The organism is Rahnella sp. 2050, from assembly GCF_040544515.1.
Classification (GTDB): domain Bacteria; phylum Pseudomonadota; class Gammaproteobacteria; order Enterobacterales; family Enterobacteriaceae; genus Rahnella; species Rahnella aceris.
This window is the reverse complement of sequence record NZ_JBEPKE010000001.1, coordinates 1,060,762-1,084,844: the sequence shown is the minus strand read 5'-3', so window position 1 is coordinate 1,084,844 and position 24,083 is coordinate 1,060,762. Positions and strand designations below refer to the sequence as shown.

Annotated in this window: 23 protein-coding genes; 7 read left to right on the top strand and 16 right to left on the bottom strand. The window is 47.0% G+C overall.

Annotation, left to right across the window (positions count from 1 at the left end; translation table 11 throughout):
- Nucleotides 1-2: 2 nt before the first annotated feature.
- The gene (locus ABIC79_RS04805) at nucleotides 3-893 is read left to right on the top strand and encodes a right-handed parallel beta-helix repeat-containing protein (RefSeq protein WP_354566663.1); all 891 of its coding nucleotides are present in this window, start codon (nucleotides 3-5) and stop codon (nucleotides 891-893) included.
- A 29-nt stretch (nucleotides 894-922) separates the two neighbouring features.
- Here ABIC79_RS04805 and ABIC79_RS04800 read toward each other — a convergent pair whose 3' ends face one another.
- The 11 genes from ABIC79_RS04800 to rhtA all read right to left on the bottom strand — a co-directional run bounded on the left by ABIC79_RS04800 (nucleotide 923) and on the right by rhtA (nucleotide 12,550).
- A complete protein-coding gene (locus ABIC79_RS04800) occupies nucleotides 923-2,107 on the bottom strand; it encodes a DUF6270 domain-containing protein (protein ID WP_112197082.1) in 1,185 nt (394 codons plus the stop codon).
- Entirely contained in the window at nucleotides 2,108-4,411 is a 2,304-nt protein-coding gene (locus ABIC79_RS04795) for a bifunctional glycosyltransferase/CDP-glycerol:glycerophosphate glycerophosphotransferase (protein ID WP_112197083.1), read from the bottom strand.
- Nucleotides 4,412-4,426: 15 nt separating this feature from the next.
- Nucleotides 4,427-5,296, bottom strand: a complete 870-nt coding sequence (locus ABIC79_RS04790) for a phage baseplate protein (RefSeq protein WP_112197084.1) — start codon at nucleotides 5,294-5,296, stop codon at nucleotides 4,427-4,429.
- Nucleotides 5,297-5,310: 14 nt separating this feature from the next.
- Nucleotides 5,311-6,417: a stealth family protein gene (locus tag ABIC79_RS04785; RefSeq protein WP_112197085.1), complete on the bottom strand. Its 1,107-nt coding sequence runs from the start codon at nucleotides 6,415-6,417 to the stop codon at nucleotides 5,311-5,313.
- 107 nt (nucleotides 6,418-6,524) lie between these two features.
- Nucleotides 6,525-7,190 (bottom strand): ABC transporter ATP-binding protein, encoded by a 666-nt coding sequence (locus ABIC79_RS04780; protein ID WP_013574694.1) that lies wholly within the window; start codon nucleotides 7,188-7,190, stop codon nucleotides 6,525-6,527.
- Nucleotides 7,187-7,963, bottom strand: a complete 777-nt coding sequence (locus ABIC79_RS04775; RefSeq protein WP_013574695.1) for an ABC transporter permease — start codon at nucleotides 7,961-7,963, stop codon at nucleotides 7,187-7,189. Before ABIC79_RS04775 ends, ABIC79_RS04780 begins: the two co-directional genes overlap by 4 nt.
- A gap of 622 nt (nucleotides 7,964-8,585) precedes the next feature.
- Nucleotides 8,586-9,089 carry a DNA starvation/stationary phase protection protein Dps gene (gene dps / locus ABIC79_RS04770; protein ID WP_015689551.1) on the bottom strand — a complete coding sequence of 168 codons (504 nt, stop codon included), beginning with the start codon at nucleotides 9,087-9,089 and terminating at the stop codon, nucleotides 8,586-8,588.
- Nucleotides 9,090-9,503: 414 nt separating this feature from the next.
- Nucleotides 9,504-10,181, bottom strand: a complete 678-nt coding sequence (locus tag ABIC79_RS04765; RefSeq protein ID WP_013574697.1) for an anti-sigma factor — start codon at nucleotides 10,179-10,181, stop codon at nucleotides 9,504-9,506.
- Complete coding sequence (locus tag ABIC79_RS04760; protein ID WP_013574698.1) at nucleotides 10,178-10,759, bottom strand: sigma-70 family RNA polymerase sigma factor; 582 nt, start codon at nucleotides 10,757-10,759, stop codon at nucleotides 10,178-10,180. Before ABIC79_RS04760 ends, ABIC79_RS04765 begins: the two co-directional genes overlap by 4 nt.
- Nucleotides 10,760-10,824: 65 nt before the next feature.
- Complete coding sequence (locus ABIC79_RS04755; RefSeq protein ID WP_013574699.1) at nucleotides 10,825-11,388, bottom strand: fasciclin domain-containing protein; 564 nt, start codon at nucleotides 11,386-11,388, stop codon at nucleotides 10,825-10,827.
- A gap of 175 nt (nucleotides 11,389-11,563) precedes the next feature.
- A complete protein-coding gene (rhtA, locus tag ABIC79_RS04750) occupies nucleotides 11,564-12,550 on the bottom strand; it encodes a threonine/homoserine exporter RhtA (RefSeq protein WP_013574701.1) in 987 nt (328 codons plus the stop codon).
- A gap of 399 nt (nucleotides 12,551-12,949) precedes the next feature.
- On the opposite strand from rhtA, the gene ompX reads away from it, so the two are divergent.
- On the top strand, nucleotides 12,950-13,483 hold the full coding sequence (gene ompX, locus ABIC79_RS04745) for an outer membrane protein OmpX (RefSeq protein WP_013574702.1): 534 nt from the start codon (nucleotides 12,950-12,952) through the stop codon (nucleotides 13,481-13,483).
- 81 nt (nucleotides 13,484-13,564) lie between these two features.
- On the opposite strand, the gene ABIC79_RS04740 is transcribed toward ompX, so the two are convergent.
- From ABIC79_RS04740 to ABIC79_RS04730, 3 genes are read right to left on the bottom strand one after another with little or no spacing between them, the layout of a single operon-like run.
- Nucleotides 13,565-14,329: a molybdopterin-dependent oxidoreductase gene (locus tag ABIC79_RS04740; protein ID WP_013574703.1), complete on the bottom strand. Its 765-nt coding sequence runs from the start codon at nucleotides 14,327-14,329 to the stop codon at nucleotides 13,565-13,567.
- The gene (locus tag ABIC79_RS04735; RefSeq protein ID WP_119261412.1) at nucleotides 14,322-14,963 is read right to left on the bottom strand and encodes a cytochrome b/b6 domain-containing protein; all 642 of its coding nucleotides are present in this window, start codon (nucleotides 14,961-14,963) and stop codon (nucleotides 14,322-14,324) included. Before ABIC79_RS04735 ends, ABIC79_RS04740 begins: the two co-directional genes overlap by 8 nt.
- Nucleotides 14,964-14,989: 26 nt before the next feature.
- Nucleotides 14,990-15,613 (bottom strand): hypothetical protein, encoded by a 624-nt coding sequence (locus ABIC79_RS04730; RefSeq protein ID WP_013574705.1) that lies wholly within the window; start codon nucleotides 15,611-15,613, stop codon nucleotides 14,990-14,992.
- 213 nt (nucleotides 15,614-15,826) lie between these two features.
- Between ABIC79_RS04730 and ABIC79_RS04725 the strand changes: the two genes are divergently transcribed.
- The 5 genes from ABIC79_RS04725 (at nucleotide 15,827) to ABIC79_RS04705 (ending at nucleotide 22,010) form a co-directional block, all read left to right on the top strand.
- On the top strand, nucleotides 15,827-16,501 hold the full coding sequence (locus ABIC79_RS04725; protein ID WP_013574706.1) for a heavy metal response regulator transcription factor: 675 nt from the start codon (nucleotides 15,827-15,829) through the stop codon (nucleotides 16,499-16,501).
- Complete coding sequence (locus tag ABIC79_RS04720) at nucleotides 16,494-17,930, top strand: heavy metal sensor histidine kinase (RefSeq protein ID WP_354566594.1); 1,437 nt, start codon at nucleotides 16,494-16,496, stop codon at nucleotides 17,928-17,930. Before ABIC79_RS04725 ends, ABIC79_RS04720 begins: the two co-directional genes overlap by 8 nt.
- Nucleotides 17,931-18,162: 232 nt before the next feature.
- Nucleotides 18,163-19,839 carry a kdo(2)-lipid A phosphoethanolamine 7''-transferase gene (gene eptB, locus ABIC79_RS04715; protein ID WP_112198492.1) on the top strand — a complete coding sequence of 559 codons (1,677 nt, stop codon included), beginning with the start codon at nucleotides 18,163-18,165 and terminating at the stop codon, nucleotides 19,837-19,839.
- Between the two features lie 141 nt (nucleotides 19,840-19,980).
- Nucleotides 19,981-21,093 (top strand): endonuclease/exonuclease/phosphatase family protein, encoded by a 1,113-nt coding sequence (locus ABIC79_RS04710; protein WP_241917243.1) that lies wholly within the window; start codon nucleotides 19,981-19,983, stop codon nucleotides 21,091-21,093.
- A 2-nt stretch (nucleotides 21,094-21,095) separates the two neighbouring features.
- Complete coding sequence (locus ABIC79_RS04705) at nucleotides 21,096-22,010, top strand: LysR substrate-binding domain-containing protein (RefSeq protein ID WP_354566593.1); 915 nt, start codon at nucleotides 21,096-21,098, stop codon at nucleotides 22,008-22,010.
- A 6-nt stretch (nucleotides 22,011-22,016) separates the two neighbouring features.
- Here the strand turns inward: ABIC79_RS04705 and leuD are convergent, their stop codons facing one another.
- A complete protein-coding gene (gene leuD, locus ABIC79_RS04700; RefSeq protein ID WP_112151167.1) occupies nucleotides 22,017-22,625 on the bottom strand; it encodes a 3-isopropylmalate dehydratase small subunit in 609 nt (202 codons plus the stop codon).
- Between the two features lie 9 nt (nucleotides 22,626-22,634).
- Nucleotides 22,635-24,041, bottom strand: coding sequence for a 3-isopropylmalate dehydratase large subunit (leuC, locus tag ABIC79_RS04695; RefSeq protein ID WP_354566592.1), 1,407 nt, complete (start codon nucleotides 24,039-24,041; stop codon nucleotides 22,635-22,637).
- Nucleotides 24,042-24,083: the final 42 nt, after the last annotated feature.

The following is a 24,083-nucleotide window of genomic DNA, read 5'->3' as shown; positions in this document are numbered from 1 at the left end:
AGGTGCGCGGCAACACCACGCTGTCCCCTCACTGCGTTTATAAAGAAGCGGTCATCATCACCAGCAGCAACACCACGTTAGATTGCCGGGGAGCGGTGCTGGAGGGGGACAATGAACGCCCTTTTGGCATACTGATCAACAGCAAGGGTAAGCCATTATCCGATGTCACCGTCCGTAACTGCAAAGTGCGACACTTCACCCGCAGCGGCATCCGTATCACTTCAGACATCGCAGCCAATAAACTCAGCCCGAACCACGAAGAGAACTACCGCCGGACACCGACACGGATAACTCTTGAGAATGTTGAAGTGACCGGCAGCGGACGCGTAGGAATTTACTTTGACGATTACGTGACTCATTCAACGTTAAGCCACTCGATTGTCCGCGACTCGTATATGTCCGGTATCTACCTGGAGCATTCCTCGCGTAATAATAAAGTCGTGGATAACCAGATCATCGACAACGGCCATGAGCGTTTCGGCAAGGGGAAGCGTGAAGGATTAGCCGTCGATTCGTCTGCTTACAACCTGATTGAAGGCAACCGTTTTGAATCCAACGGGGCAGGGGGTGTGTTTCTGTATAAGAACTGCGGCGAGCATTTCAGCACAGGAAAATCTGTGATCCGCTGGCAGCACAGCGACTACAACGTTATTCGCAACAATACCTTTGTGAATGAACCCGTAGGCATCTGGCTGGCATCCCGGCAGAACCGGGACTTATCAGGATTTGATTGCGGGGATAAACCGAGGGACAGTTCCGGTAAATACTTTAACGATTATGCGGATAATAATGTGGTGGAGGGGAATAAGTTTGAGAAGATAAAAAATAATATTCAGAATGAAGGGGACGATAATATCATCAAATCACACATGCATACTTCATTAAATTTTTAAGGCATTTGTTATAATGATGAGTAGTAAAATCATTCTCGCATGGCTAATAATTTTAATTGCTTTGCTCTTGAGAGGTAAAAAGTATTGTTATAGTGATAAGGATGCGCGCCCCATAAGTGATTTGAATCACAGAAAGAAATGTAATAGGGTGAGTCTAATTGAGTAACACCGCTATGATTGATTTTAATATGATCGTAAATATATTCTACGAAACTATTATATTCATCAATTGTGTATTTGACTTTGTCAAATTTTATGAATTTCTCCCCGTCAAAATAATGTGAGCACATAAATACCTTATTAATGATTATGTTCTTTGAGGGGATTATTTCTGAGGCTAGTGATATCAAATTTGAAATGGCATTAATAGATATCTCAAGTTTTTCTTTAGAGTTAAAATTTAAAGTTGTCTCTGCTTTTAATTCATTTTTAGCTTCAGTGCTTCGAAAGCTCCATGAGTTTGTAATTACACTGTCATTGTAAATTAATAAATCAAATCTTTCATCCATCAAGTCAATAATAAATAAAGACTCTTTTTGAAGGGATTTTATTGTTTGCTCTAATGTAGTTTTATCGAGATCATGTTTGACGCACTGAGTTAGAAATTCACTTTTTATATTAATCTTCTTTTCGTTGTAGTCTATTTTTTGAGCCAATAAAGATGCAATGCTATTATTTGATATGTATGAATTTATCTTGAAGGTGTTCTTCTTGTAAGTGTCTTTATATACTCGTAGTATATCTCTTGAATCACAACTTCCCAAAATAGTTGTATCAATTTGTAGTTCTAAAGAGTTACTTGCCAATATTTTGGTGACTGAGTTTAGCGATGTGTTTACTCGCATAACATTATTTATTTTAGTAGGTAAAAAATTATTGCCTAGCAATTCTACATGATCGATGCTTTCTATTATATCAATGTTTACATGCTCTGGAATTAGATTGATGAATTCTAAAGTTTTTTCTTTTTGTTTGCAATTTAACTTACTCCCAATATTACCAATAAAAGAAATATATACATTTGTTATATTTGTTATATTTGTTAAAAATGTTGCAAAGCTAAAATAAAAAGAATCATCAACCGCTAAGGAGAGAACTTTATCTTCAGTTAAAAAATCGATCAAAGAACCAAGCTCGATGTAATTGACTTCTTCCTTGCTAATAAACATATCTTCAGGAGGTGCATCGTAACCAAAGTAATAATTTTCTGACATTTAATTTTCCTCAATTAAATCTAGGATTCTTTTACTATTTAAATTATCTTTGTATTTAAAGAATATTTTTGATTTATCATGGTCTGCCTTTTCCATTAGGCAATTGTTCTTGATCATTTTTTCCAGATTAAAATACAAGTCATTTATATCTTTAGATATTGTCCCAGGCATATCCGTTAATGGATTGATTAATGGTCCGCCGCGGGCGGCAAAAAATTTTTCTTGATCAAACCAATAATATAAGACGGGCTTGTTCTGGTAAAGCATATCGAAAGAAGCCGATGAGTAGTCAGTTATCATCATGTCAGAATTTATTATAAGTGATTGAACATCAACGTCGTTCATACTATGTATTTTATAACCGGATAAATGGGTGGTAGTACGCAAATATTTATGCAATTTGTGATGTAAACAAGCTTCTAGCGTGTATCCATAATTTTGTAAAAGTTTATTGATTAGAGGGTTGGATAATAGTTCTATCAATTTTTTATAATAAGAGGATTGCTGAAATTGCTCTGTAGACATTCGACTTAAGTTATCTCTCCAGGTAAACATAATAAATATTTTTTTCGTTGGGGAATTTTTTTTCTTTGGTAGAAAATCAAATCTTGAAAGTCCAGTAACTGCAACTTGATTTTTTTCAAACCCAAAGTTTTTACAAACTAGATTACGTTCATGCTCTGAACTAACAATGAATTTATGTGGTAATTCTAGACGCTTTTCCATTGAGTTTTGATCATAGTAACCAGTTGCTCTGTTTAAAGCAAAAATTCCATGCTGAAGAAAATATCGTGGTTTGGTAATGTGCTGAGAAGCAACATCTTTCCATCGGAAAAATATGTCTCTCATACTATCGCTGAAGATGTATTTTTTTGCTGCGTGGAATATTATAAAATGTTTTAAAGAGCCATAATAAACAACATTAGAGTTATTGATTATATTTATAGCTGTAGGTGCATCTTTCTTTATGACATAAAAATATTCGAATTTTAATAGTTTGTTTTTACGAGGAAATGAATTTTGAGCGTATTTAAATAAATGGTAGCTGGAGTCATTTGCTGTATTACCTAGACGCTCACCAATCAAGCAAATATTTCTTTTTCTATAGAATGTTCTGGCAACAAGTGATGCAGTTTTATATTGAATGTTCCAAGATAATTTTTTGTGTGATTTGATTATTTTCTTTACTTTGAAGGAGATTCTTGATCTAAGGCTATTCTTCGATTTTAATAGTAAATAGTCTTCAATAATGAGATTGTCTTTAACGATTGCAGCATGTTTAAGACAACTTTTTTGATACTTCTTATTTAAAATTCTGTGGGCTTCAGAGTAATAACCATGATAAATCAGAATCATGGGTAAGCGTCGGGAGGGTGTAAAAACTTTTAAAATATCGTATCCAATAGATTTTTTGAGGAACGTATTCAACTCTTGATATATTTTTTTGCATGCTAAGAAATTATTGTCAGCTGAAAATTTTGTTAATCTATAAAGTATTCCACGCAAGATAAATAATTTAGCCAGCCATGTTTGTCTTGGTGGTAGTTTGAACTGATTTGTTAGTGCATAAACTTTAATTAAATCCTCAAACACTTTTTCATTAACGATTTGTGTACATGACGGATTATCCTCATCATCTCTTCCACGATATAAATAGGTTACTGCTGGTGTGGAAGAAATATGGTTTGCCTTATACATTGCACTAATAACGAAAATCCAATCCTCTGCCAGTTTAATCCCCACTGGGAATTTTATATCGTTTCTAGTTAATAAATTCTTACTATATAATTTCCCCCAAGGTGGAGGAGTATTCATTAGTATAGACTTATGAAAGAATTTTACTTTTCGTAACGATGCTGATGCCACTTCAGAGTGAGCCTCGATATACCAAGATCGTCGGCTATTAAATGCTTTACTATGAGAAACAATAACCTCTGACTTAGTTTCTTCTGCAATTGCTATGAGTGATGAAATTGCATCTTGTGGAAGAAGGTCATCGGAGTCCAGGAACATAATATATTTACCTTTCGCAATACCTAGGGCATTGTTTCTTGCAACTGATTGACCTGAATTTTGTTGCTCTAATAATATAATATTAGAGTGGTCAGCCATGTACTTTAGTAAAATATTTTTTGAATTATCAGGCGAACCATCATTAACACAAATTATTTCAATATAATATTTTGTGTGTTTTTTACTTAACTTTTGAATAATAACTGAATCTATACATTCAGCAAGATATTTTTCAGTTTTGTAAACCGGTATGATGACAGAAACTAATGCTTGTTTTTCTCGAATATCCATGAGAATGCCTTGAATTTATTGTGTTGAAATATTAGCAATACAGTTTTTATAGTGATCATTTTTGTCTATTAATGCTAGGCCGATTAATAAGCTTAACTTTCCTGTTGATTTTATAATATTTATCCCTTCCGCTTCGTATCTATATTCCCCTCCCTTTATAACCTTACTTATATCTATTTCTGTGACTGTTTTTTTCCTAAAACCTTTTCCATTCCAGTTATATAATTTAATGGTATTATTTGGAGATCCCGTTAACGCGTATATTGAACCGGCATCTAATGCAAGTCCCTGCATTACTTCATTTTGTGGGAAGTTAATTTTAGTTGGCATTAAGTGAATAATGTTTTCTTCAACATCTAAATCACCCATATATATGACTTTTTTACGACTTTCACTCGAGGCCCAAACAATTACTTTGAGAGGGCTGTTTCTATCCATGGCAATTATTTGATTTCCATATATTTTTTGAGAGTAAGTGTATTTTTTTATGATTTTGTTTTTATGTAATAATATTACAGATGGGGACTTGTAAGAGTTGGTCGTTGTAATTACCGAGTTTTTAACGAATAGCCCATCAAGGTGTCCGATTGAATCTGTATTGGAAAATATCATTTGAGATATTAATTTTTTACTGTTGTCATACTCTTCTAGTAGTTGGCTGTCGTGTTCTTTATTGTCAAAACTTAACCAAATAGTATTTTCATTGTCGTCAAAAAAGAACGATTGCATTATTTTTTTTGTGCTGGATGGAAAGCAAGTAAATTTTTCTGCGAAAAGTTTTTTTGAGTTAATTATGTTATTGTTATTTTTTGAAACTATATCAGCAAGGTTTTGAGCATGCACAATACTGGAATATATTAATATAAAAAAAATAATAATCTTCATTTTTTATTCCGATGTTATTTTTTTCTAGAAGAGGAATTGAATTGATCTTCAAGTGCTTCTTTAAGATGCTCTTTATAATTATCTAAATTTGCCGTTTCGGAGTTAAAGTCATTTGCACAAAATGAATGAGGTTGTTCGCCAGTTATTTTTTTTATCTTCAGAGATTTATAATAGCTGCGGGCAGCTTTAGAGCGAATGTTGAAATAATGGCATACGTCTCTTTCTAAAGTTGCTTTGCCTTTGATATACGCTAACCATGGCACAAAAAAAGTTGCCATATTGATATCATTATTGGTTCGAAACTTGTTTGACAGAAAAAGTGTTATCTCAGTTTCATATTCTTTCCATGCCAGCTCAAAAAAACTTTTTTGCAACGGTACATATGTATGCACTAACGGAGTGTCAATATTTATATTGAAATCTTCATCGAATATTTTCGCCGACTTTGTAGATGCAGATAACGTCGGCGTCTCAGTGCCTTTTAAGGACATATTTTTTAGGCTTTTTCGAGAGATAAATAATGAAGAAAGGCCATTGCTTTTGAAAAAATGTCCCGGCGGCAGTGGTCTTGCGACGAAGACATCATCATTAAAATAGATGAAATGCTCAGCAAGATTAGGCACTTTGTGTAAGTGCGCCTCAATGACATGTGAGTTAAAGGTTGGGAGATATTTATCATCAATGATTTCTTTATGATCAATAATTTTTATTTTCTTGTTTGATTCACATCGCAAAGGATTTTGATTATCTGTGATAATAAAAATATTTCTTACCCAAGGCAAATAAAGCTCAATGCTTTTAATTGAATAACGCAGTTCATCATGATTGTTAAAACGCGCATTATCAGTGGAGAAATTACCTAACTTTTCAATATCAACTTCAGACTTATAGTTTTTATACTTCTCTTTCCACTTAATGTCTGAATCATCAACCCATGTAAATACCACATCGATAGGGAAATTAATAGGCAACAGGTTTTCAATAGCAAGGTTATGCTTGATTAATACGTTTTCTTCTAATTCAGGACACTGAATCTCATTCCTAACTATCGGGTATCTCTTGTTAAAATAATCCCTAAAGAAAACTCCAGGACTTTTGATAAATTTTTTTAGTTTTTTCATGTGATAAAAAACCTACAGTGAAAAACGATGACACTTCTCTTTAAGTAAGATACTGAACAACTTCGCTCACATGGGGACTATGACATTGCAATGAGAAGCACTATTATTCATATCCCTTCATCATTTTTATAAGTGGTAATAGCTTCATCAACCGATTCGAAGTACTTCACTTTATTATCCCTTCCAATAAACAAAGCCACATCGCAAAACTCTTTCAGTGATCCGAGGCTATGTGAAACCATCAGAAAGCTGGCTTCCTCATGTCGCGCTTTGAATAAGTCTGCGCATTTTTGTTTAAATCTGGCATCGCCGACTGCGGTGACTTCATCGACAAGATAGTAATCAAATTTAAATGCCATGCTCAGGCCAAAACCCAGACGGGATTTCATACCGGAAGAATAGGTTTTAATCGGCATATCAAAGTATTTGCCCAGTTCGGCAAACTCTTCGACAAAGGCGACTTTTTCACGTAACTGATCTGGTGTGGAATAGAGGCGGGCGACGAATTTTACATTTTCACGTCCGGTCAGGCTTCCCTGAAATCCGCCGGCCAGGCCAACCGGCCAGGAAATGGTTTTCTCCGTGTGAATTTTGCCGGAATCCGGGCGGTCAATGCCGCCGATGACGCGTAATAATGTTGATTTACCCGCGCCGTTGCGGCCAATCAACGCCACGCTTTTACCTGAAGGCAGCTCAACATTGAGATCTTTAAAAACGTAATGGCGGCCTTTCGGTGTGCGGTAGGATTTTGTCAGGTTTTCGATTTTTATCATGATGTCAGCATCGCCTCTTCACGATTCCGGTAGAGGGCCAGGCCGATAAACAATACAACCAGAGTACAGGCAGCCAGATAATTCAGGCTGACGCCTTCACTGATATAACCCGGTACGACTGATTCGCGGCAAAGCTCAACCACGTGGACGATAGGGTTCCACAGCAGGTAAGGCCAGTATTCCTTCGGTATGTTATGCAAAGAAAACATAATGCAGGAAATGAAATAGAGAGGCTTAATCAAAATAGGCAGGAACTTTTCGGTCTCCGGGAATGACTTTCCGACCACCATAAATATTAAGCCCATACCGCAGGAGAACAGCACTAAAAGTACCCAGACCAGAATCAGAGTAATAAGCTTTGTGACTTCAAACTCTTCGCCCAGCAGGCCGACAATGGCCATAAGTAACACGTACACGACCGCGTATATCAGCGCTTCCAGCATTGCTCTGGCGATGATGGTATCCACAGGGCGAACCGGGCGGTAATTAAACAAACCCTGGTTGGCTTCAATCGCGCCAATAGAACGGTTGGTAATATTGCTAAATACAAAGAAAGGGATAATGCCGTTGATCAGGAAAACCGGAAACGAAATATCCGGCATAGTGCGGTGCATCACGTAGCCAAAAATGGCCAGCATAATCAACATATGTGCCATCGGCTCCAGCGCTGCCCACAGATACCCTAACCGGTACTTACCAAAACGGGTTTTGATTTCCCTTAAAAACAGCGCTTTCACCGCCGCTTTTTGTACTTCTAAGCCACTACGTGCCATCAGATTATTCCAGTTTTTTACATTTTCCACGCTACCGCCCCTGGCTTACAGCAGCCAATGCGCTCGGAATCGGGTCGGATTGTGGGAGGCGGCACATCTTTGATGCTGCCGCAGCAGGGGAGTCACTTTTCCGTAAGTTGCATTTAGGGGGATAATGCGTTGTCACATCCCTGTAAATTATCTTTAATTTTTATCAGGTTAGGTTGGCAGGTGTTTTTCACAAAAATGCAAAGGTTGCGAAAAAATATTTCAGCAAGTTTCAGGTGTGATCACGGTTATGTAAAATTGCTTTGAGCTATTAATTTGTATTAAATCATTCACACCGCCTATTGGTTTAAGAATTCTCTTAGGAGGAAAATAAACATTAAGTTTATCAGTGGGATAATGAAACCGGTTCCAGGGGGTGAAGTTGAGAATGTAGTTGAAAATGTAACTATTTATCAGCGGGATTATTAAATGTAGATGTAAAGTTACAGCGTAAGAGGGGTTTTAAGTGCAATTCGCCAGAAGAGGATACAGGTATTTGTTATCGAAAATGAAAAGGCCAGTGACTTTCGTCACCGGCCTTTTCTTGTTAATCGCTCATTTTACCGCCGTATGATCCCGCGGTCAGAGCACATTGTTACTCAATATTTGATTCGATGAACCACAGGAATTTATCCAGGTCGCGCGATGCAGCGGTGAAAATATCTGCGGTGTCTTCATCTTCCACTTCGCCGATAGCCTTACGGGTATCGTTCGCGACAACACCATAACGTTCCGCCAGGGCTTTCAGATGTTCCTGCACGGTATGGATGTTGGTCGGGTAACTTTTCAGCGGGGTTTTATCGTTAACAACCTGCACGGTACCCAGCGCCACACCACCTAACTGCACCACACGTTCTGCGATGGTGTCCTGATGGTCAATAATCGCGGTACGGAAACCATCAAGCATTTCGTGTACGGCAATAAAGTTTGCGCCACGCATGTTCCAGTGAGCTTGTTTGGTGATCAGCGACAGATCGATGTATTCAGTCACCAGACGGTTCAGCACCTTGATAGTATTGAGTTTGACGCTTTCATCTAAATCATTGCGTGTGTAGATAAGCTCAGAAGATTTCGTTTTGACCAGTTTAGCGGTACTCATACACATATCTCCTTGTTTCATTAAAATTAATTGCTACTAATGTATTTCGTAACTGCATTCAGTATAGCAATAAATTGAAAATTTGCAGGGCGTACATTCCTATCGTTCTGATAGCGTGTGTCTTATAAGCTCTGCTGTGATTTCACTTCCAGCTTATCATGCTGATTTATAAGGTGGATAGGATTCCTCCTGAACTTCCACTTCTATTAATCTGCTAAAATAAACTAAGACTGATAATTATTTTCATTACGTGGGGAAAGATATTTTTAAATGTAAGTGACAGTGTGCGGATATATTTTTACCGGGACTTTGTTCTGGTATGGAATATGACCAGTCGGCATAACAGTTTGCCGTATTTAATATTGAAATATAACGGCGGGATAATACCCGCCGTTAATCACTGTCTGCTGTCCTTTAAAGCGCCATCGCACCGCTATACAAAACGGCACCCGTCGGTTGCCCGGTCGGCGAACCGCCGTGAGGCTCGAGGCTTATTGCCAGCGTAAAACCTGCATCCGGCATTTTCGCTGCCAGCGCCAGTTGCGTCGGTTGTTGCGTATTCAGCAAGCCGAGGGAATGCGGCTTGCCTCCCGGCGGAATGGCCCACAGTTCAAGGCTGTGATCTGCGGCGATATTCTGCGCATTGATCGGCGTCAGCAACAGGCTGCGGGTGCTTCTGTCCGCGCTGACCACCCACTGTCCGCTTTGCGTACCGGCGCTGCTGGCCAGTATCGCCACCGGCATTGGCGCTTCTGGCTGAACCAGCAGGCGGGGGATCAGCAACAATGCGGCAAGCCCGGCGGCCAGCGCCCAGCCCATATAAGCCCGCACCGGTCGTGTCGCCGGAGCCGGAAGTCTGGCCGGTTGCAGCGCAAGGTTATGCTGAATGCGTTTCCACACCGATGCAGGTGGGATGACCGGGGTTATCTGATTATCCAGTTGCGTGAAAGCTTCCTGCCAGCGTGCCACTTCGGCCGCCAGTTCAGGGTCTTCCTGCATTTTTTGCTCAAACTGAATCCGGGCCGCGCCGCGCAAGGTGCCGAGCGCATATTCAGCCGCCAGGGCGGCATGATAATGGCTTCTGCTTTTCATAGTCCTACGCAGCTCTTTAAGTGATCCAGGGCGCGACGTATCCAGCTTTTGATCGTCCCCAGAGGTTGTTGAAGATGCGATGAGACCTCACCGTGCGACAGGCCCTGATAATAGGCAAGGATCAGGCTTTGTCTTTGTTCGGCGGGCAGATGTGCGAGGCAGGTGGCCAGAATTTTGGCGTCACTGTCCTGTTGCAGCCGTTGCAAGGGGTCATCATAGTCGCTGGCATCTCCGTCATGCATTGTCTCGTCCAGTTCATCTAACTGGTTATCGCTCCCGCGCATCCAGTCGATAGCGCGGTTGCGGACAATATGGGTAAGCCAGGTCATCGGGGAACTGAGCGCCGGATTATACGAGGCAGCCCGGTTCCACGCGGTGATATAGCTGTCGTGCAACACTTCTTCTGCCCAGGCATGTCGCCGCAACATGCGTAATGCGACGGCGAATAGCCGGGGGGACGTCAGACGATATAACTGCTCAAATGCCTGACGATCGCCAACGGCCATGGCGCTCATCAGTTCGCGCTGTACTTCCGGCGCATTCTCTGGTGTTGGCTTAACGAAAAAATTGTCATGCATTCGCGCGTCCTGACTTACTGAGGTGCTGTTTCATAAGAGAAATCATGCCCTCAGTATAGCCGGTATTATTTTGGCATCAGGACGGTATCAATGACGTCGATCACACCGTTCTTCTGCTGGACGTCATAAGTACTGATGTTGGCGATATTCCCCTTGCCATCTTTGAGCTGAATATTGTGAGGTCCGTTGTTCAGGATCCACAGTGGCTGGCCGTTAACGGTTTTCAGTTCCGCCGTGCCGTTGCCTTTTTTCAGCAGTTTTTCCAAATCTTTCATTTCATATTTACCGGCCACCACGTGATACGTGAGGATGCTGGTCAGGGTGGCTTTGTTTTCTGGTTTCACCAGATTATCCACGGTACCCGCCGGTAATTTGGCAAACGCGGCGTTGGTTGGCGCAAACACGGTGAACGGGCCTTTGCCCTGCAGCGTATCCACCAGTCCTGCTGCTTTTACCGCCGCCACCAGCGTGGTGTGGTCTTTCGAATTCAGGGCATTTTCTACGATATTTTTGGACGGATACATTTCAGCGCCACCGACCATGGTGGTGCTTTGAGACATCATTGCAGCCATTGACGCGGTGCTGAGCAGCAGAGAAGCACAGATTGCGGTACGGAGTAATGTTTTCATGATGGTGTCCTTCGTCAGTTAGGAGGTGAGGTCTTGCCTCACATCTATACATACGAATGACCCTCTGCTTTTGGATGCAGGAAAAATGAAATAAATGAAAATAATTTTCAACCTGCTGATAGAAAAGAAAAAGCCACATCGGGATGACGTGGCTTTTTTATGCGATGCGGTGCAATTACTTCCCGGAAGGGGTATTTCCGGCAATATCCACCGTCTCGATTTTGGTTTTGCGCTGCAGGGTAAGTGTTGAACCGGCGGAAGCCGCGATAATCGCCGCCAGCCCGATCCACTGCGTCGCGGTCAGGAATTCACCGAGGAAGATAATGCCGGAAAGCGCGGCCATCGCCGGTTCCATGCTCATCAGCGTACCGAAGGTTTTGGCTGGCAGTTTGGTCAGCGCCATCATTTCCAGTGAATAAGGAATGGCGGAAGTGAGCAGGGCGATCAGCAAGCCGAGCGGTAAAATATCCCAACTGAAAATAGAGGTGTGTGCCTGGATTGCGCCAATCGGGAAGAAGATTAACGCCGCAATCAGTGACCCCATCGCGGCGGTGCCCGGTCCGTAACTGCTGCCAGCACGTTGTCCGGCGAGGATATAAACCGCCCAGCAGCCACCGGCGATCAGCGCAAAGCACGCACCTTTGAGGTCAACACCGCCGGCACTTTGTCCCAGGGGTAACAGGAAGAGTAACCCGATTACGGCCAGCACGACCCAGATGAAATCCACCGGACGGCGTGAGGAGAACATCGCGACCGCCAGCGGGCCGGTAAATTCCAGTGCAACGGCAATGCCCAGCGGCACGGTACGCAGGGCCAGATAAAACGAATAGTTCATGCAGCCCAGCGCCAGGCCATACATCATCAGTGCACGCAAATTACCGCCGCGCATTTTCAGGCGCCACGGACGAAAATAGAGCAGCAACAGAATAGAGCCGATACCAAGACGCAGAGCCGTGACACCCTGCGGGCCGACCACCGGGAAAAGCGTTTTTGCCAGCGACGCGCCGCCTTGTAATGACAACATGGCGATCAGTAGCAACAGAATCGCCACCAGCGGTGAGGTTTTTTTCGGTAACGCAGGGACGGGCGGGCTGTTGTTATGCGTCGCTGCCTGCAGAGCGATCTGCGGATCCTGCGGCTGATTTTGTCCTGACTGTGTCATCCATTGCGCCTTTTGAGGTGATCCCATGAATCCGGAAACTTCAGATTTATAGTTTTGAAAAGAAAGGTAAAGCGCTGTCAGTGTAGAGGGAAAAGTGGCGAGAAAAAATCCTCACGAAAAAGTTTTTTTCGGAACGTGTTTGTTAAAAAACTTCCTAAAATAGTTTGTTTTTTGAGCAAATTTTTAGGAATTATCTGCTAATCTCAAAAAGTTCAATAAGTTTACCTTATAGTTTGTGTGACTAAAATCCCAATAAAATTAAATGGATAGCGTGTGCTGGAAACTTCCTGTTACACCATATGATGCTTTGGACATCTTAATTGAGGCAGAGTTTCACACTAGTTTTTGTTATATTTTCAAACGTGAAGGTTACTTTGGTTTCTCTTTTTGAGGTGGTTTATGAAAAAAATTGCATGTCTTTCCGCATTAGCTTGCGTAGTTGCACTGGGCGTTTCTTCAAGCGCTTTCGCTGACACCAGCACCGTAACTGCTGGCTACGCTCAGGGTGACGCACAAGGCGTTGCTAACAAAGCAAACGGCTTCAACTTAAAATACCGCTGGGAACAAGATAGCAACCCACTGGGCGCTATCGGTTCTTTCACTTACATCGAAGATGACAGCTCTCCTGCATCTGGCGACTACCGTAAAGCACAATACTACGGTCTGACTGCGGGTCCTGCTTACCGTCTGGCTGACTGGGTTTCCATCTACGGTGTTGTGGGTGTTGGCTACGGCAAATTCCAGTACAACGAAGCGGCAGCATCTACTGCTAACCGTGAAAAAAATGACACCAGCGATTACGGTTTCTCTTACGGTGCTGGTCTGCAGTTCAACCCAATCCAGAACGTTGCTCTGGACGTGTCTTACGAACAGTCCCGCATCCGCAGTGTTGATGTTGGTACCTGGATCGCAGGCGTGGGTTACAGCTTCTAATTCTTCGCCGCAGCGTAACGCTTTGCCGTTACCCTCCCGCGAAAACAAAAACCGCTCAGCTGAGCGGTTTTTTTATGCCTGTCAGATCCCGCTGAACCAGTTATAACCCTGATCTTCCCAGTAGCCGCCGGGATATTCATTGGTGACGAAAATCGCGCCAATATGTTTGGCGTTTTTAAAGCCGAGTTTGGTTGGCATCCGCAGGCGTAACGGGTAACCAAAATCGGGGGGTAAGGGTTTGCCGCCAAAATCCAGAGCCAGAATGGTTTGCGGATGCAGTGCCGTCGCCATATCAATACTGGAATAATAGCGGTCGTCACATTTGAATCCGACATATTTGGCTGTCAGATCCGCGCCGACGTGTTGCAGAAACGTTTTCAGCGGTACGCCTTTCCACTGGCCGATGGCGCTCCAGCCCTCAATGCATATCAGCCGGGTGATCTGGCTTTCCTGCGGCAGGCGCTGCAATTGTTCCAGTGTCCACGGCGCTTTCTTTTGCACCAAACCGGAGACTTCCAGCCGGTAATTGGGGATGTCGATTTCCGGCACGTTGTATTCGGGGTAATACGCGTTGAAACGAAACGGTGTGGTGATTTGATCGGCGCGATAGGTTTGCGCCAGTTTCTGGCCGCTGAACAGCCAGCTTTGTACCCGGTCGTTCCAGCGGGACATCGCCCACAGCACTTTATCGACCTGATCGCCGTCCTGCAGATTACAGCCGGTAAGCATCGAAACCGCGCCCAGCGTAAGGCCGGAGCGCAATAACATACGGCGTTGAATATTAACCAGTTGCTTGCGCTGATCGGGTTCAAGAATAATTTTTGGCCGCTGTGTTTTATCACTCATCGGCTCGGTCCTCCGTGCTAATTTTTTTGCCGCCGGTCAGCATCGCCACGAAGGTTTTCGGCACCAGCAGAACCATCAGTACGTGAATAATGACGAACAGCAGTACGCCGCTCATCGCAAAGAAATGCACATAACGGGCGATATCAAAACCGCCAAACAACCAGACCAGACCGCTGAACTGCGCGGGTTTCCAGATCGACAAACCCGACAGCACCAGCAGCGCGCCCAGCAACAGAACACCGCTGTACATCAGTTTTTGCACCGCGTTGTACTGACCCAGCTTGTGCGGGAGTTTGAATGTCAGTGCGCGAACGGTATCGCGCCAGACCGTACGGGGCGAAAAGGGGAAAAAGTCGCGTCTGAAATGACCGCTGAAAATGCCCCACAGCAGATAGAACAGGGCATTGGCCGCCAGCAGCCACATTACCGCCAGATGCCAGGCAATATTGCCACCCAGCCAGCCGCCGAGGGTGGTGTTCTGCGGGAAAGTGAAAGCGAAAAGCGGGTCGGCGTTATAAATCCCCCAGCCGCTCATCACCATGCCGATCATTGCCAGCAGATTGATCCAATGACAAATGCGAACCGGCCAGGAATGAATCCGGCGCTTCCGGGGCGATGAGAGCTGAGGTTTCACGCTTAATCTCCTGTTGTTCGGCCGGATTACATCGGCGGCGCGATGCCGTCTTTACCGGCAGCAATACCACGGGCAACCAGTGCACCTTTGTCATCTTTTATGGCAAACAATACGATTTTAGTGCCCGGTTTCAGCAGGCTGCGGTCGCCCGGCGCCAGCAGTACAACCGGTACGTCGTCAGGCACAATGACCGTTTTCTCGGCATCGTGATATTTCACGGTCAGGGTGCGGCCATTGCTGTTCACCAGCTTGCCGACGGTGCCGTTGGTCATGGTATTGATTTTGCCATCGGCGGATTCAAACGGATTGAAGCCTTCACCGCTGCCGCGCAGGCTGGGGGCGAATACGTGCACTTCCAGTGCTTTCAGCGTGCCATTAGCCTGCGGAACGGCGGCCGTCCCGATGAAGCTGTCCGCTTTGATATCGCTGATCTGCCCTTTGGTGACGGCATTGATCTTGGTCTGGTCGGTCAGCTTAACGTCGAGTTTTTCGCCCTGACGTGTGGTGATTTGTACCGATGAGTCATTAACTGAGTCAATGGTTCCGCGTGTAGGTTTAATCACATTATCGGCGGCAAATGCCGATGTCATCCCGCTGCACATCAGCAGGGAACCCAGTAACAGACCAGCGAGACGTGTTGGTGCATTCATGATTAATTCTCCATTTTCCAGCGTTTTTTCATTCTGTTAGATGAATCACTGAACCTGCCAGTGATGAATAACTTTCTTAAGAGTGGACGATAAACCGGTATTGGCTGATGACAAATTGATGACAAAATTGTCATCAAAGGTGTCTGACGAAACTGATAAACTTTCGGGTGAATCATTCTCTAGGTGAATGGTCATGCGGCGCTGAGGGCCTGAATGCGAATACTGGTGATTGAAGACGATGTCAGTACAGGCGATTACCTGAAAAAAGGGCTGACAGAAGCAGGTTACAGCGTAGATCTGGCGCGCAACGGTGCCGACGGCCTGTTTCTGGCGCTGGAAGAGGGGTACGACGCGGTGATCCTCGACGTCATGCTGCCGGGGCTGAACGGCTGGCAGGTGATGGAAGTCCTGCGCAAAAAGAGCGACGTGCCGGTGCTGTTTCTCACCGCCCGCGATGAAGTACAGGATCGCATTCACGGGCTGGAGCTGGGGGCTGACGACTATCTCATCAAACCGTTCTCCTTCACCGAACTGGTGTTGCGTATCCGCACCTTGCTGCGCCGCCCGGCCGCCCGTGAGCCGGATGCGTATTCGGTGGCGGATCTGAATCTTGATGTGCTGCGCCGCCGCGTGACCCGTCAGGATCAGACCATCGCACTGACCAATAAGGAATTCATGTTGCTGCAGTTGCTGATGCGCCGTGAGGGTGAGGTTCTGTCGCGAACCATGATCGCCTCGCAGGTCTGGGATATGAATTTCGACAGCGATACCAATGTAGTGGATGTCGCCATTAAGCGTCTGCGTGCCAAGGTTGACCGCAGCTTTGAGGTGAAACTGATCCATACCGTGCGTGGCATTGGTTACGTGTGCGAAGTGCGACATGAGTGATCGTCAATTGACTCACCTCCCGACACGCGCCATGTCGCTGACGCTTCGCGCCACCTTACTTTTCGCGCTGATCGCCTCGATGGTGGTCAGTGCCGTCGGTTTCTATCTCTATTACTCGATGGATAAAGAACTGGTACGCCGCGCGGATTACCAGGTCAGCGGGCGTGTGCAGTATTTCCGTCATCTGCTTGCCAACGAATTCCCGCTGTCGCAACTCAGCCGTAATCCCGGCCTGTTTGAAAATATGCTTGGCAATGAGCGCGATATCCTGACGTTTCGTCTGTCCGGTGAGAAGCTATTGATCAACGTCAATCCGTCGCGGCTGGCATTGCCGCCGGTAGCGGCGGTGCCTGATGGCCAGCCGCTGACGCTGAATACGGTGCATCATCTCACCGCACCCGATGGTACGCCGGTACGCTTTGCCCGTGCGGCGGTACAGATTCAGGACGGGCGGACAGTTGAAATCACCGGCGCGCATTTCATGACCGAGGAGTCGCGTCTGTTGCAGACTTTCCGCTGGGAAATTATTGGCGCGGTGTTATTCGCTTATTTGCTGATTGCCGCACTGGGTTATCTGGTGATCCGCCGCGGATTGCGGCCGCTGCGCAATATGGCGCATGAAGCGGCGCAGATCCATCCGGCCAGTCTGTCTACGCGCCTGTCTTCGGAAAATGCGCCGCAGGAATTGCAGCAATTAATTTATTCTTTCAATGACATGCTGGACCGGCTCGCCGAGGGGTATCAGCGGCTGACGCAATTTTCCGCCGATCTGGCGCATGAAATCCGCACCCCGGTGGGGGCACTGATGGGGCATTGTCAGGTGGCGTTATATCAGCCCCGGACGGTGGAAGAATACGAAACGCTGCTGGCGAACAATATAGAAGAGCTGGAACGCATTTCACGTATGGTGGAAAACATTCTGTTCCTGGCGCGCGCTTCCGATGCGCGCTCGGTTCTGACCATCACCAGTATTGATGTTTCATCTGAAATTACCCGTATCCAGGAATATTTCGAAGGGCTGGCCGAAGAGCGTGAAATGACGCTTCACGGGCAAGGTGAGGGAACCTTGCATGCGGATGCGATCCTTTTCCAACGTGCGCTGAGTAATCTGGTCGCTAATGCGGTGCGTTATGGCCGCGAGGGAAGTGCCATCGTGCTGCGCGCCGAACCCCATGCAAAAGGCATGAATATCCGGGTGATCAGTCAGGGTGAGCCTGTTCCGCCGGAAAAACTCGGAAAACTTTTCGACCGCTTCTATCGCGCGGATGCTTCACGTAGCGAAGGTGGCAGTTCCAGCGGCCTTGGATTGTCGATTGTTCAGGCCATTATGGCCCTGCATCAGGGAAGTGTCAGCGTAACCAGTTCCGCGCAGGGAGAAACGTGTTTTACCCTTTATTTTCCCGCATCCGACCGCAAGCTTTCTCAATAGTTTCTCAATGAAAGGGAAAAATTGCGTAAAAAAAGCCGGAATATTTCTTTTTCATGTAATTGAAATAAAAAGGATTCGTTAATTTTGTTACATTATCACATTGGAAGTCACCATTCAGTTTGAACGAAAATGCTCAGCCCGGAGTCTATATGTCCTAAGGAGTGGGTTCCAACCTCCGGTATGAGCGGTTAGTACAACGCAGCCAGACTCACAAAAGAGCCAGTTATTGCCAATGCATAAAATTCGTACACTTTCGCAACAGAGCATTTCTTTGTTCGTTGCACTTTACCTGGGGCTTCTGCTAAACCTTCCGATTTTCATCCGTCGTTATCAGCAACTGCATTATGACAATGCCTTGTCGATTGCTGTCGAAATGGTTGCCTGTTTTGCCCTGGTCTATTTCCTTTGTATGTTGCTGTCGTATACCGGAAAAACCGTTTTCCGTGTCCTGATGACCGCTATCGTGATTTCCTCTGCCGCCGCCAGTTACTACATGATTCTGTTTAACGTTGATATCGGTTACGGAATTTTAGCGGCAGCGCTGGCGTCTGATTCCATTGATTTGTCGAAAGAATCTATCGGAACACATTTCATCGCCTGGACCGTGCTGGTGAGTTTGTTGCCGGTACTGTTGCTGTGGCTGAGCAAAATGCCGGGTGCGGCTCTCAAACAAACGACGTTTAAAAAACTGGCGGTCAGAACCCTGCTGCTCGCGGCCTCCGGCCTGCTTTGTTACATGCCGCTGCAACTGATGGGCAAAGTGCAGGATCGCCACGACATCGTAAACAACCGCATGATGGCGAGTTATGGCGGTGTGGTTGCCGGCACGTATTCGCCGTCAAACTGGCTTTCGGCGCTGGGTTTGTATACTTACAGCAGTTACAGCCAGGCGGAAGACACCAAAAATCTGTACGATCCGGCTAAACATTTCACGTATACCGCACCGGCAGATGCCAAAGATATGTACGTGGTGTTTGTGATCGGCGAGAGCGCCCGCCGCGACCATATGGGGCTGTACGGCTACGACCGTGACAACACGCCAAATCTCGACAAAGAGAAAAATTTGGTCGCCCTGCAGGGCTATTCCTGTGATACCGCCACCAAGCTTTCCTTGCGCTGTATGTTTGTCCGCGAAGGCGGGGCATCCGAAGAGCCACAGCGCACGCTGAAAGAAATGAACGTCTTTTCCGTGCTGAAAAGTAATGGCTGGAGTTCAGAGTTATATTCCATGCAGAGTGAAGCCTGGTTCTATAACAAAACCCGTGCGGATGATTATTCACTGCGTGAAAACATCGCGTCTGAAAAGCGCAACGCCGGTAAGCCGGTGGATGACATGCTGCTCATCGATGAAATGAAAGACTCGATGAATAACCATCCTAAAGGTAAGCATCTGATTATCCTGCATACCAAGGGTTCTCATTATCTGTATTCAGACCGTTATCCGCGTTCTTTCGCTAAATATAAGCCGGAATGTATGGGCATCGATGATTCCTGTTCCACCGGGGAAATGATTAACGCTTACGATAATTCACTGCTGTATACCGATTACTTCCTGTCGCAGGTCTTTGACCAGTTACGCGATAAGAATGCGATCGTGTTCTACGCCTCCGATCACGGTGAGTCGATTTCGAAAAGCATGCATTTCCACGGTACACCGCGTGATCATGCGCCAGCCGAGCAACGTACGGTGCCGATCATGGTCTGGGCGTCGGACAAATTCCTGTCGAACGATCAGAACAAGGCCAGTTTCCAACAACTGCAAAAAATGGCTGCCGAGAAGAAACCGGCGTTCCATGAAAAACTGTATGACACCATTCTGGGCTGTATCGGTTATACCTCGCCAAATGGCGGGATTGTCGAGCAGCACAACTGGTGCCATGTGCCTGATCAGGCCGCCGCCACAAAATAATCTTTGCTGAATCTGCCGCCTTTTTCTGATGATGGGAGAAGGCGGCGACATATCCCTCTTTTTCAGTCACAATCGGTTAACAACAAAATACCCGTCATATTGAGGGTATTATTTTTGCTTTTTTATCAGGGCCGATAACCGATGCAAGCATTACGAATAACCATTTGCGTACTGACGGTCATTATGACCCTGCTGACGCTTCTTCCTGTGTCGCGCAATCAGCGCTGGTGGGTGCGTATCTGGGATTTCCCGCGTTTACAGATGGCCTCGCTGTGCCTGTTTTTTCTGCTGACTGAACTGGCGATCATGCCGTTCGGTGATGCGATCACCACCACGGTGATCATCCTGACCGTTGCCTGCATGGCGTATCAGAGTTGGTGGATTTTGCCTTATACCCGCCTGTATCCGGTACAGGTGAAGAAAACGGTGCCCAACGGTCATTCGCGCATCAAAATCATGAACAGCAATGTGCTGACCACTAACCGTGAGCCGGAAAAATTACTCGCGCAGGTCAGGCATTATCAACCGGATATTCTGGTGCTGCTGGAAACCGATCAGTGGTGGGAAGATCAGATGGCAGAACTGGATGCCGATTATCCGCACAGCCTGCGCTGTCCGCTGGAAAATCTGTACGGTATGCATGTGTATTCGCGCCTGCCGATGCAGGCGGCGAAGATTCAGTATCTGGTGGCTGATGATATTCCTTCTATGCATTTTCGCGCTGAACTGCCGTCCGGCGAGCAGGTGATTTTGCACTGTCTGCACCCGATGCCGCCCAGCCCGACAGAAGCGGATGAATCCACCAGTCGTGACGGGGAACTGGTTGCTGTCGGACACACGGCAGCGAAAGCGCGTTACCCGACCATTGTCACCGGCGACCTGAATGACGTGGCCTGGTCGCGCACCACGCGGCTGTTCATGAAAATCAGCGGCCTGCTGGATCCGCGCCGCGGTCGTGGCATGTACAACACCTTCCATGCCAGTTATCCGTTCCTGCGCTGGCCGCTGGATCACGTTTTCCACAGCAAAGATTTCACCCTGATTGATCTGAAACGTCTTGATTTTATGGGTTCAGATCACTTCCCGATCCTGGTGGAACTGGCGCTGACGCCTTCTCAGGGTATCGATCAGGAATCATTGGAAATCGACAATGAAGACATTGAGGAAGCGGAAGAAAAACTGTCCGGTGCCGGGGTGAAAAGCAGTGATGTGCACAAGGCTGACAAGCTTAACCAGCCGGTTTACGGACGTTAATCATGAGCAGTGAACGTGAGCGTTTGCCGCTGGCTGAAGACTTACAGGTCTTCCTGGCGGTAGTGAATAAGCAAAGTTTTGCCGCTGCCGCTATCGAACTGGGGCAGTCACCGGCGTATGTCAGCAAGCGTATTCAGATCCTCGAAGAGTCGCTCAACTGTCGTTTGCTGCACAGGTCAACAAAGGGGGTGCGGCTGACAGAAGACGGCGAGCGCACGCAGCGATGGGCGTTACAAATTCTCGATACCTTTGATCAGTTCATCGGTGACCTGTCAGATTCGCGCAGTGAAGCGCGTGGCAACGTGCATATTTGCAGCTCGTTTGGTTTCGGACGTTGCCATGTGGCTCCGGCGATAGCGGAACTGGCGGCACGTTATCCGCAACTCAATCTGCGCCTTGATCTTTTCGACCGCGTGGTGGATTTGGTCGCGGAAGGTATTGATCTGGAAATTCTGGTCGGCGATGACGTACCTGAGCAGTACATCGGCAAAAAACTGGCGCAGCACCAGCGGATCCTCTGCGCATCAAAGGAATATCTGGCTGCTCACGGCACGCCTGACTCACCGCAAGCGCTGGCGCAGCATCAGTGTCTGGTGATCAAAGAGCGCGACAATCCTTTTGGCATCTGGTCGCTTACGGGAGAAGGCAAGGAACACCGCCTCAGGGTGAAAGGGGCGCTCTCGTCGAACAGTGGCGAAGTGGTATTACAGTGGGCGCTGAAACACCATGGCATCATTTTGCGTTCACAGTGGGATGTTCAGCCTTATCTTTCCCGTGGTGAACTGGTGCGGGTGCTGCCGCAATATTCCCAACCCGCCAGCGTCTGGGCAGTTTATCCCACGCGGCTGGCGGATTCGGCAAAATTGCGGGTCTGTGTTGAGTTTCTGCAACAGCGATTCAGCCAGTTACCGGGCTGACGCTTATTACGCCAGCCACGGATTACGCTGCAAATGCGCCTGCTGAAACTGACTGATTTCATCGCGAAATTGCAGTGTTGTACCGATGGCATCCAGCCCGTTAAGTAGCGCAATTTTACTCAGTTCATCGATAGCAAAATCAATCCGTTCGCCATTTTGCAGGATAATTTTTTGCGCGGATAAATCGACAGTCATTTCATTTTTATCACCATGGATCACCGCCTGCGCCATTTGCACCCACTGCGCGGGATCCAGTTGCACTGTAAGCACGCCGTTGCGCTGACAGTTATCGAAGAAAATTCCCGCGAACGTGGTGCCGATCAGCGCCCGGATACCGAGCTGTTTCAGCCCCCATACCGCATGTTCACGGCTGGAACCGCAGCCAAAATTCGGGCCGACCAGCAGGAATTTCGTCCCCTGCCATTCGGGCTGATTGAGGATAAACGCCGGATCGGGCGAGCCGTCCGCCAGAAAACGCAGATCGAAAAACACCCCGCGATCTAACCCGTTGCGGTCGATGCCTTTGAGAAACTGTTTTGGCATGATCACATCGGTGTCCACATTCGCCGCAGGCAACGGCGCGGCAATACCGGTCAGTGTAGTAAATGCTTCCATGATGACTCCTTACAGGTTACGGACATCGGTCAGATGGCCGCAGATAGCCGCTGCCGCAACCATCGCCGGGCTCATCAGATGGGTGCGTGCGCCCGCACCCTGACGGCCTTCAAAATTACGGTTGGTGCTGGATGCACAGCGGTCGCCGGGCGACAGCACGTCGTCGTTCATTGCCAGACACATTGAGCAACCCGATTGTCGCCATTCGAAACCGGCCTGGATAAATATCTCCGCCAGACCTTCCTGCTCAGCCTGTGCCCGAACCTGACTGGAGCCTGGAACAATTATCGCCCGCACTGTGGCGGCGACGCTTTTACCGCGCACGACGTCTGCCGCTGCCCGTAAATCTTCAATACGCGCGTTGGTGCACGAGCCGATAAACGCGTGGCTGACAGGAATGCTGTTAAGCGACTGACCGGCACGCAATCCCATATAGCGGAGTGCACGTTGCAGATCCTGGCGGCGTGAGGCATCCGGTTCGGCTTGCGGATCAGGCACCTGACCGTTTATCGCCAGTGCCTGATCGGGGCTGGTCCCCCAGCTGACCATCGGCGCGATCTCTTCCGCACACAGTGTCACTTCACGATCAAAAACGGCATCCGGATCACTGCGTAATTCGCGCCAGACCTCCACGGCATCCCGCCACTGCTGGCCTTTTGGCGCGCGTGGTTTGTCTTGCAGATAGGCAAACACTTTATCGTCGGGTGCCATGAACGCGCCACGCGCACCGGCTTCCACGGCCATATTACAAATGGTCATACGACCTTCAACGCTCAGCATGTCGATACCCGGTCCGCAGAATTCGATGGCATAACCGGTCGCGCCCGCCGCCCCGATTTTTGCCACCAGCGCCATCACCAGGTCTTTGGCCGTGATACCTGCCGCCAGTGTGCCAGTGACGGTAACCCGCATGGTTTTCAGGCGCTTATACACCAGTGTTTGCGTCGCCAGAAGATGTTCAATTTCCGAGGTGCCGATACCAAAACCAAACGCCCCTAATGCGCCGTATGTGGTGGTGTGGCTGTCTCCGGCGGCAATGACCATACCGGGCAGGATAAAGCCCTGTTCCGGTGCAACAACATGTTCGATCCCCTGACGTTTATCGAGAATATCGAACAACTCAATGCCAAATTCGGCGCAGTTCTCAGCCAGATATGACACCTGACGCGCGCCACCGGCATCCGGCATCTGACGGGTGCGTAGCGGTGCCGTCGGGTTGACGTGATCGACCACCGCCAGTGAGGTTTCCGGCCGCCATACGCGACGGCTGGCTTCACGCAAACCGCTAAACGCCTGCGGGCTGGTGTACTCGTTAATCACCTGCCGGTCGATGTAAAGCAACACGTGGCCCTTGTCATCCAGCGTACGAACGCTGTGGCTGTCGATATGTTTTTCATACAGCGTTTTTGGCTTCATTTCATTGCCCTGATAAACGTAACGGATAATGCCAGCGTCGCA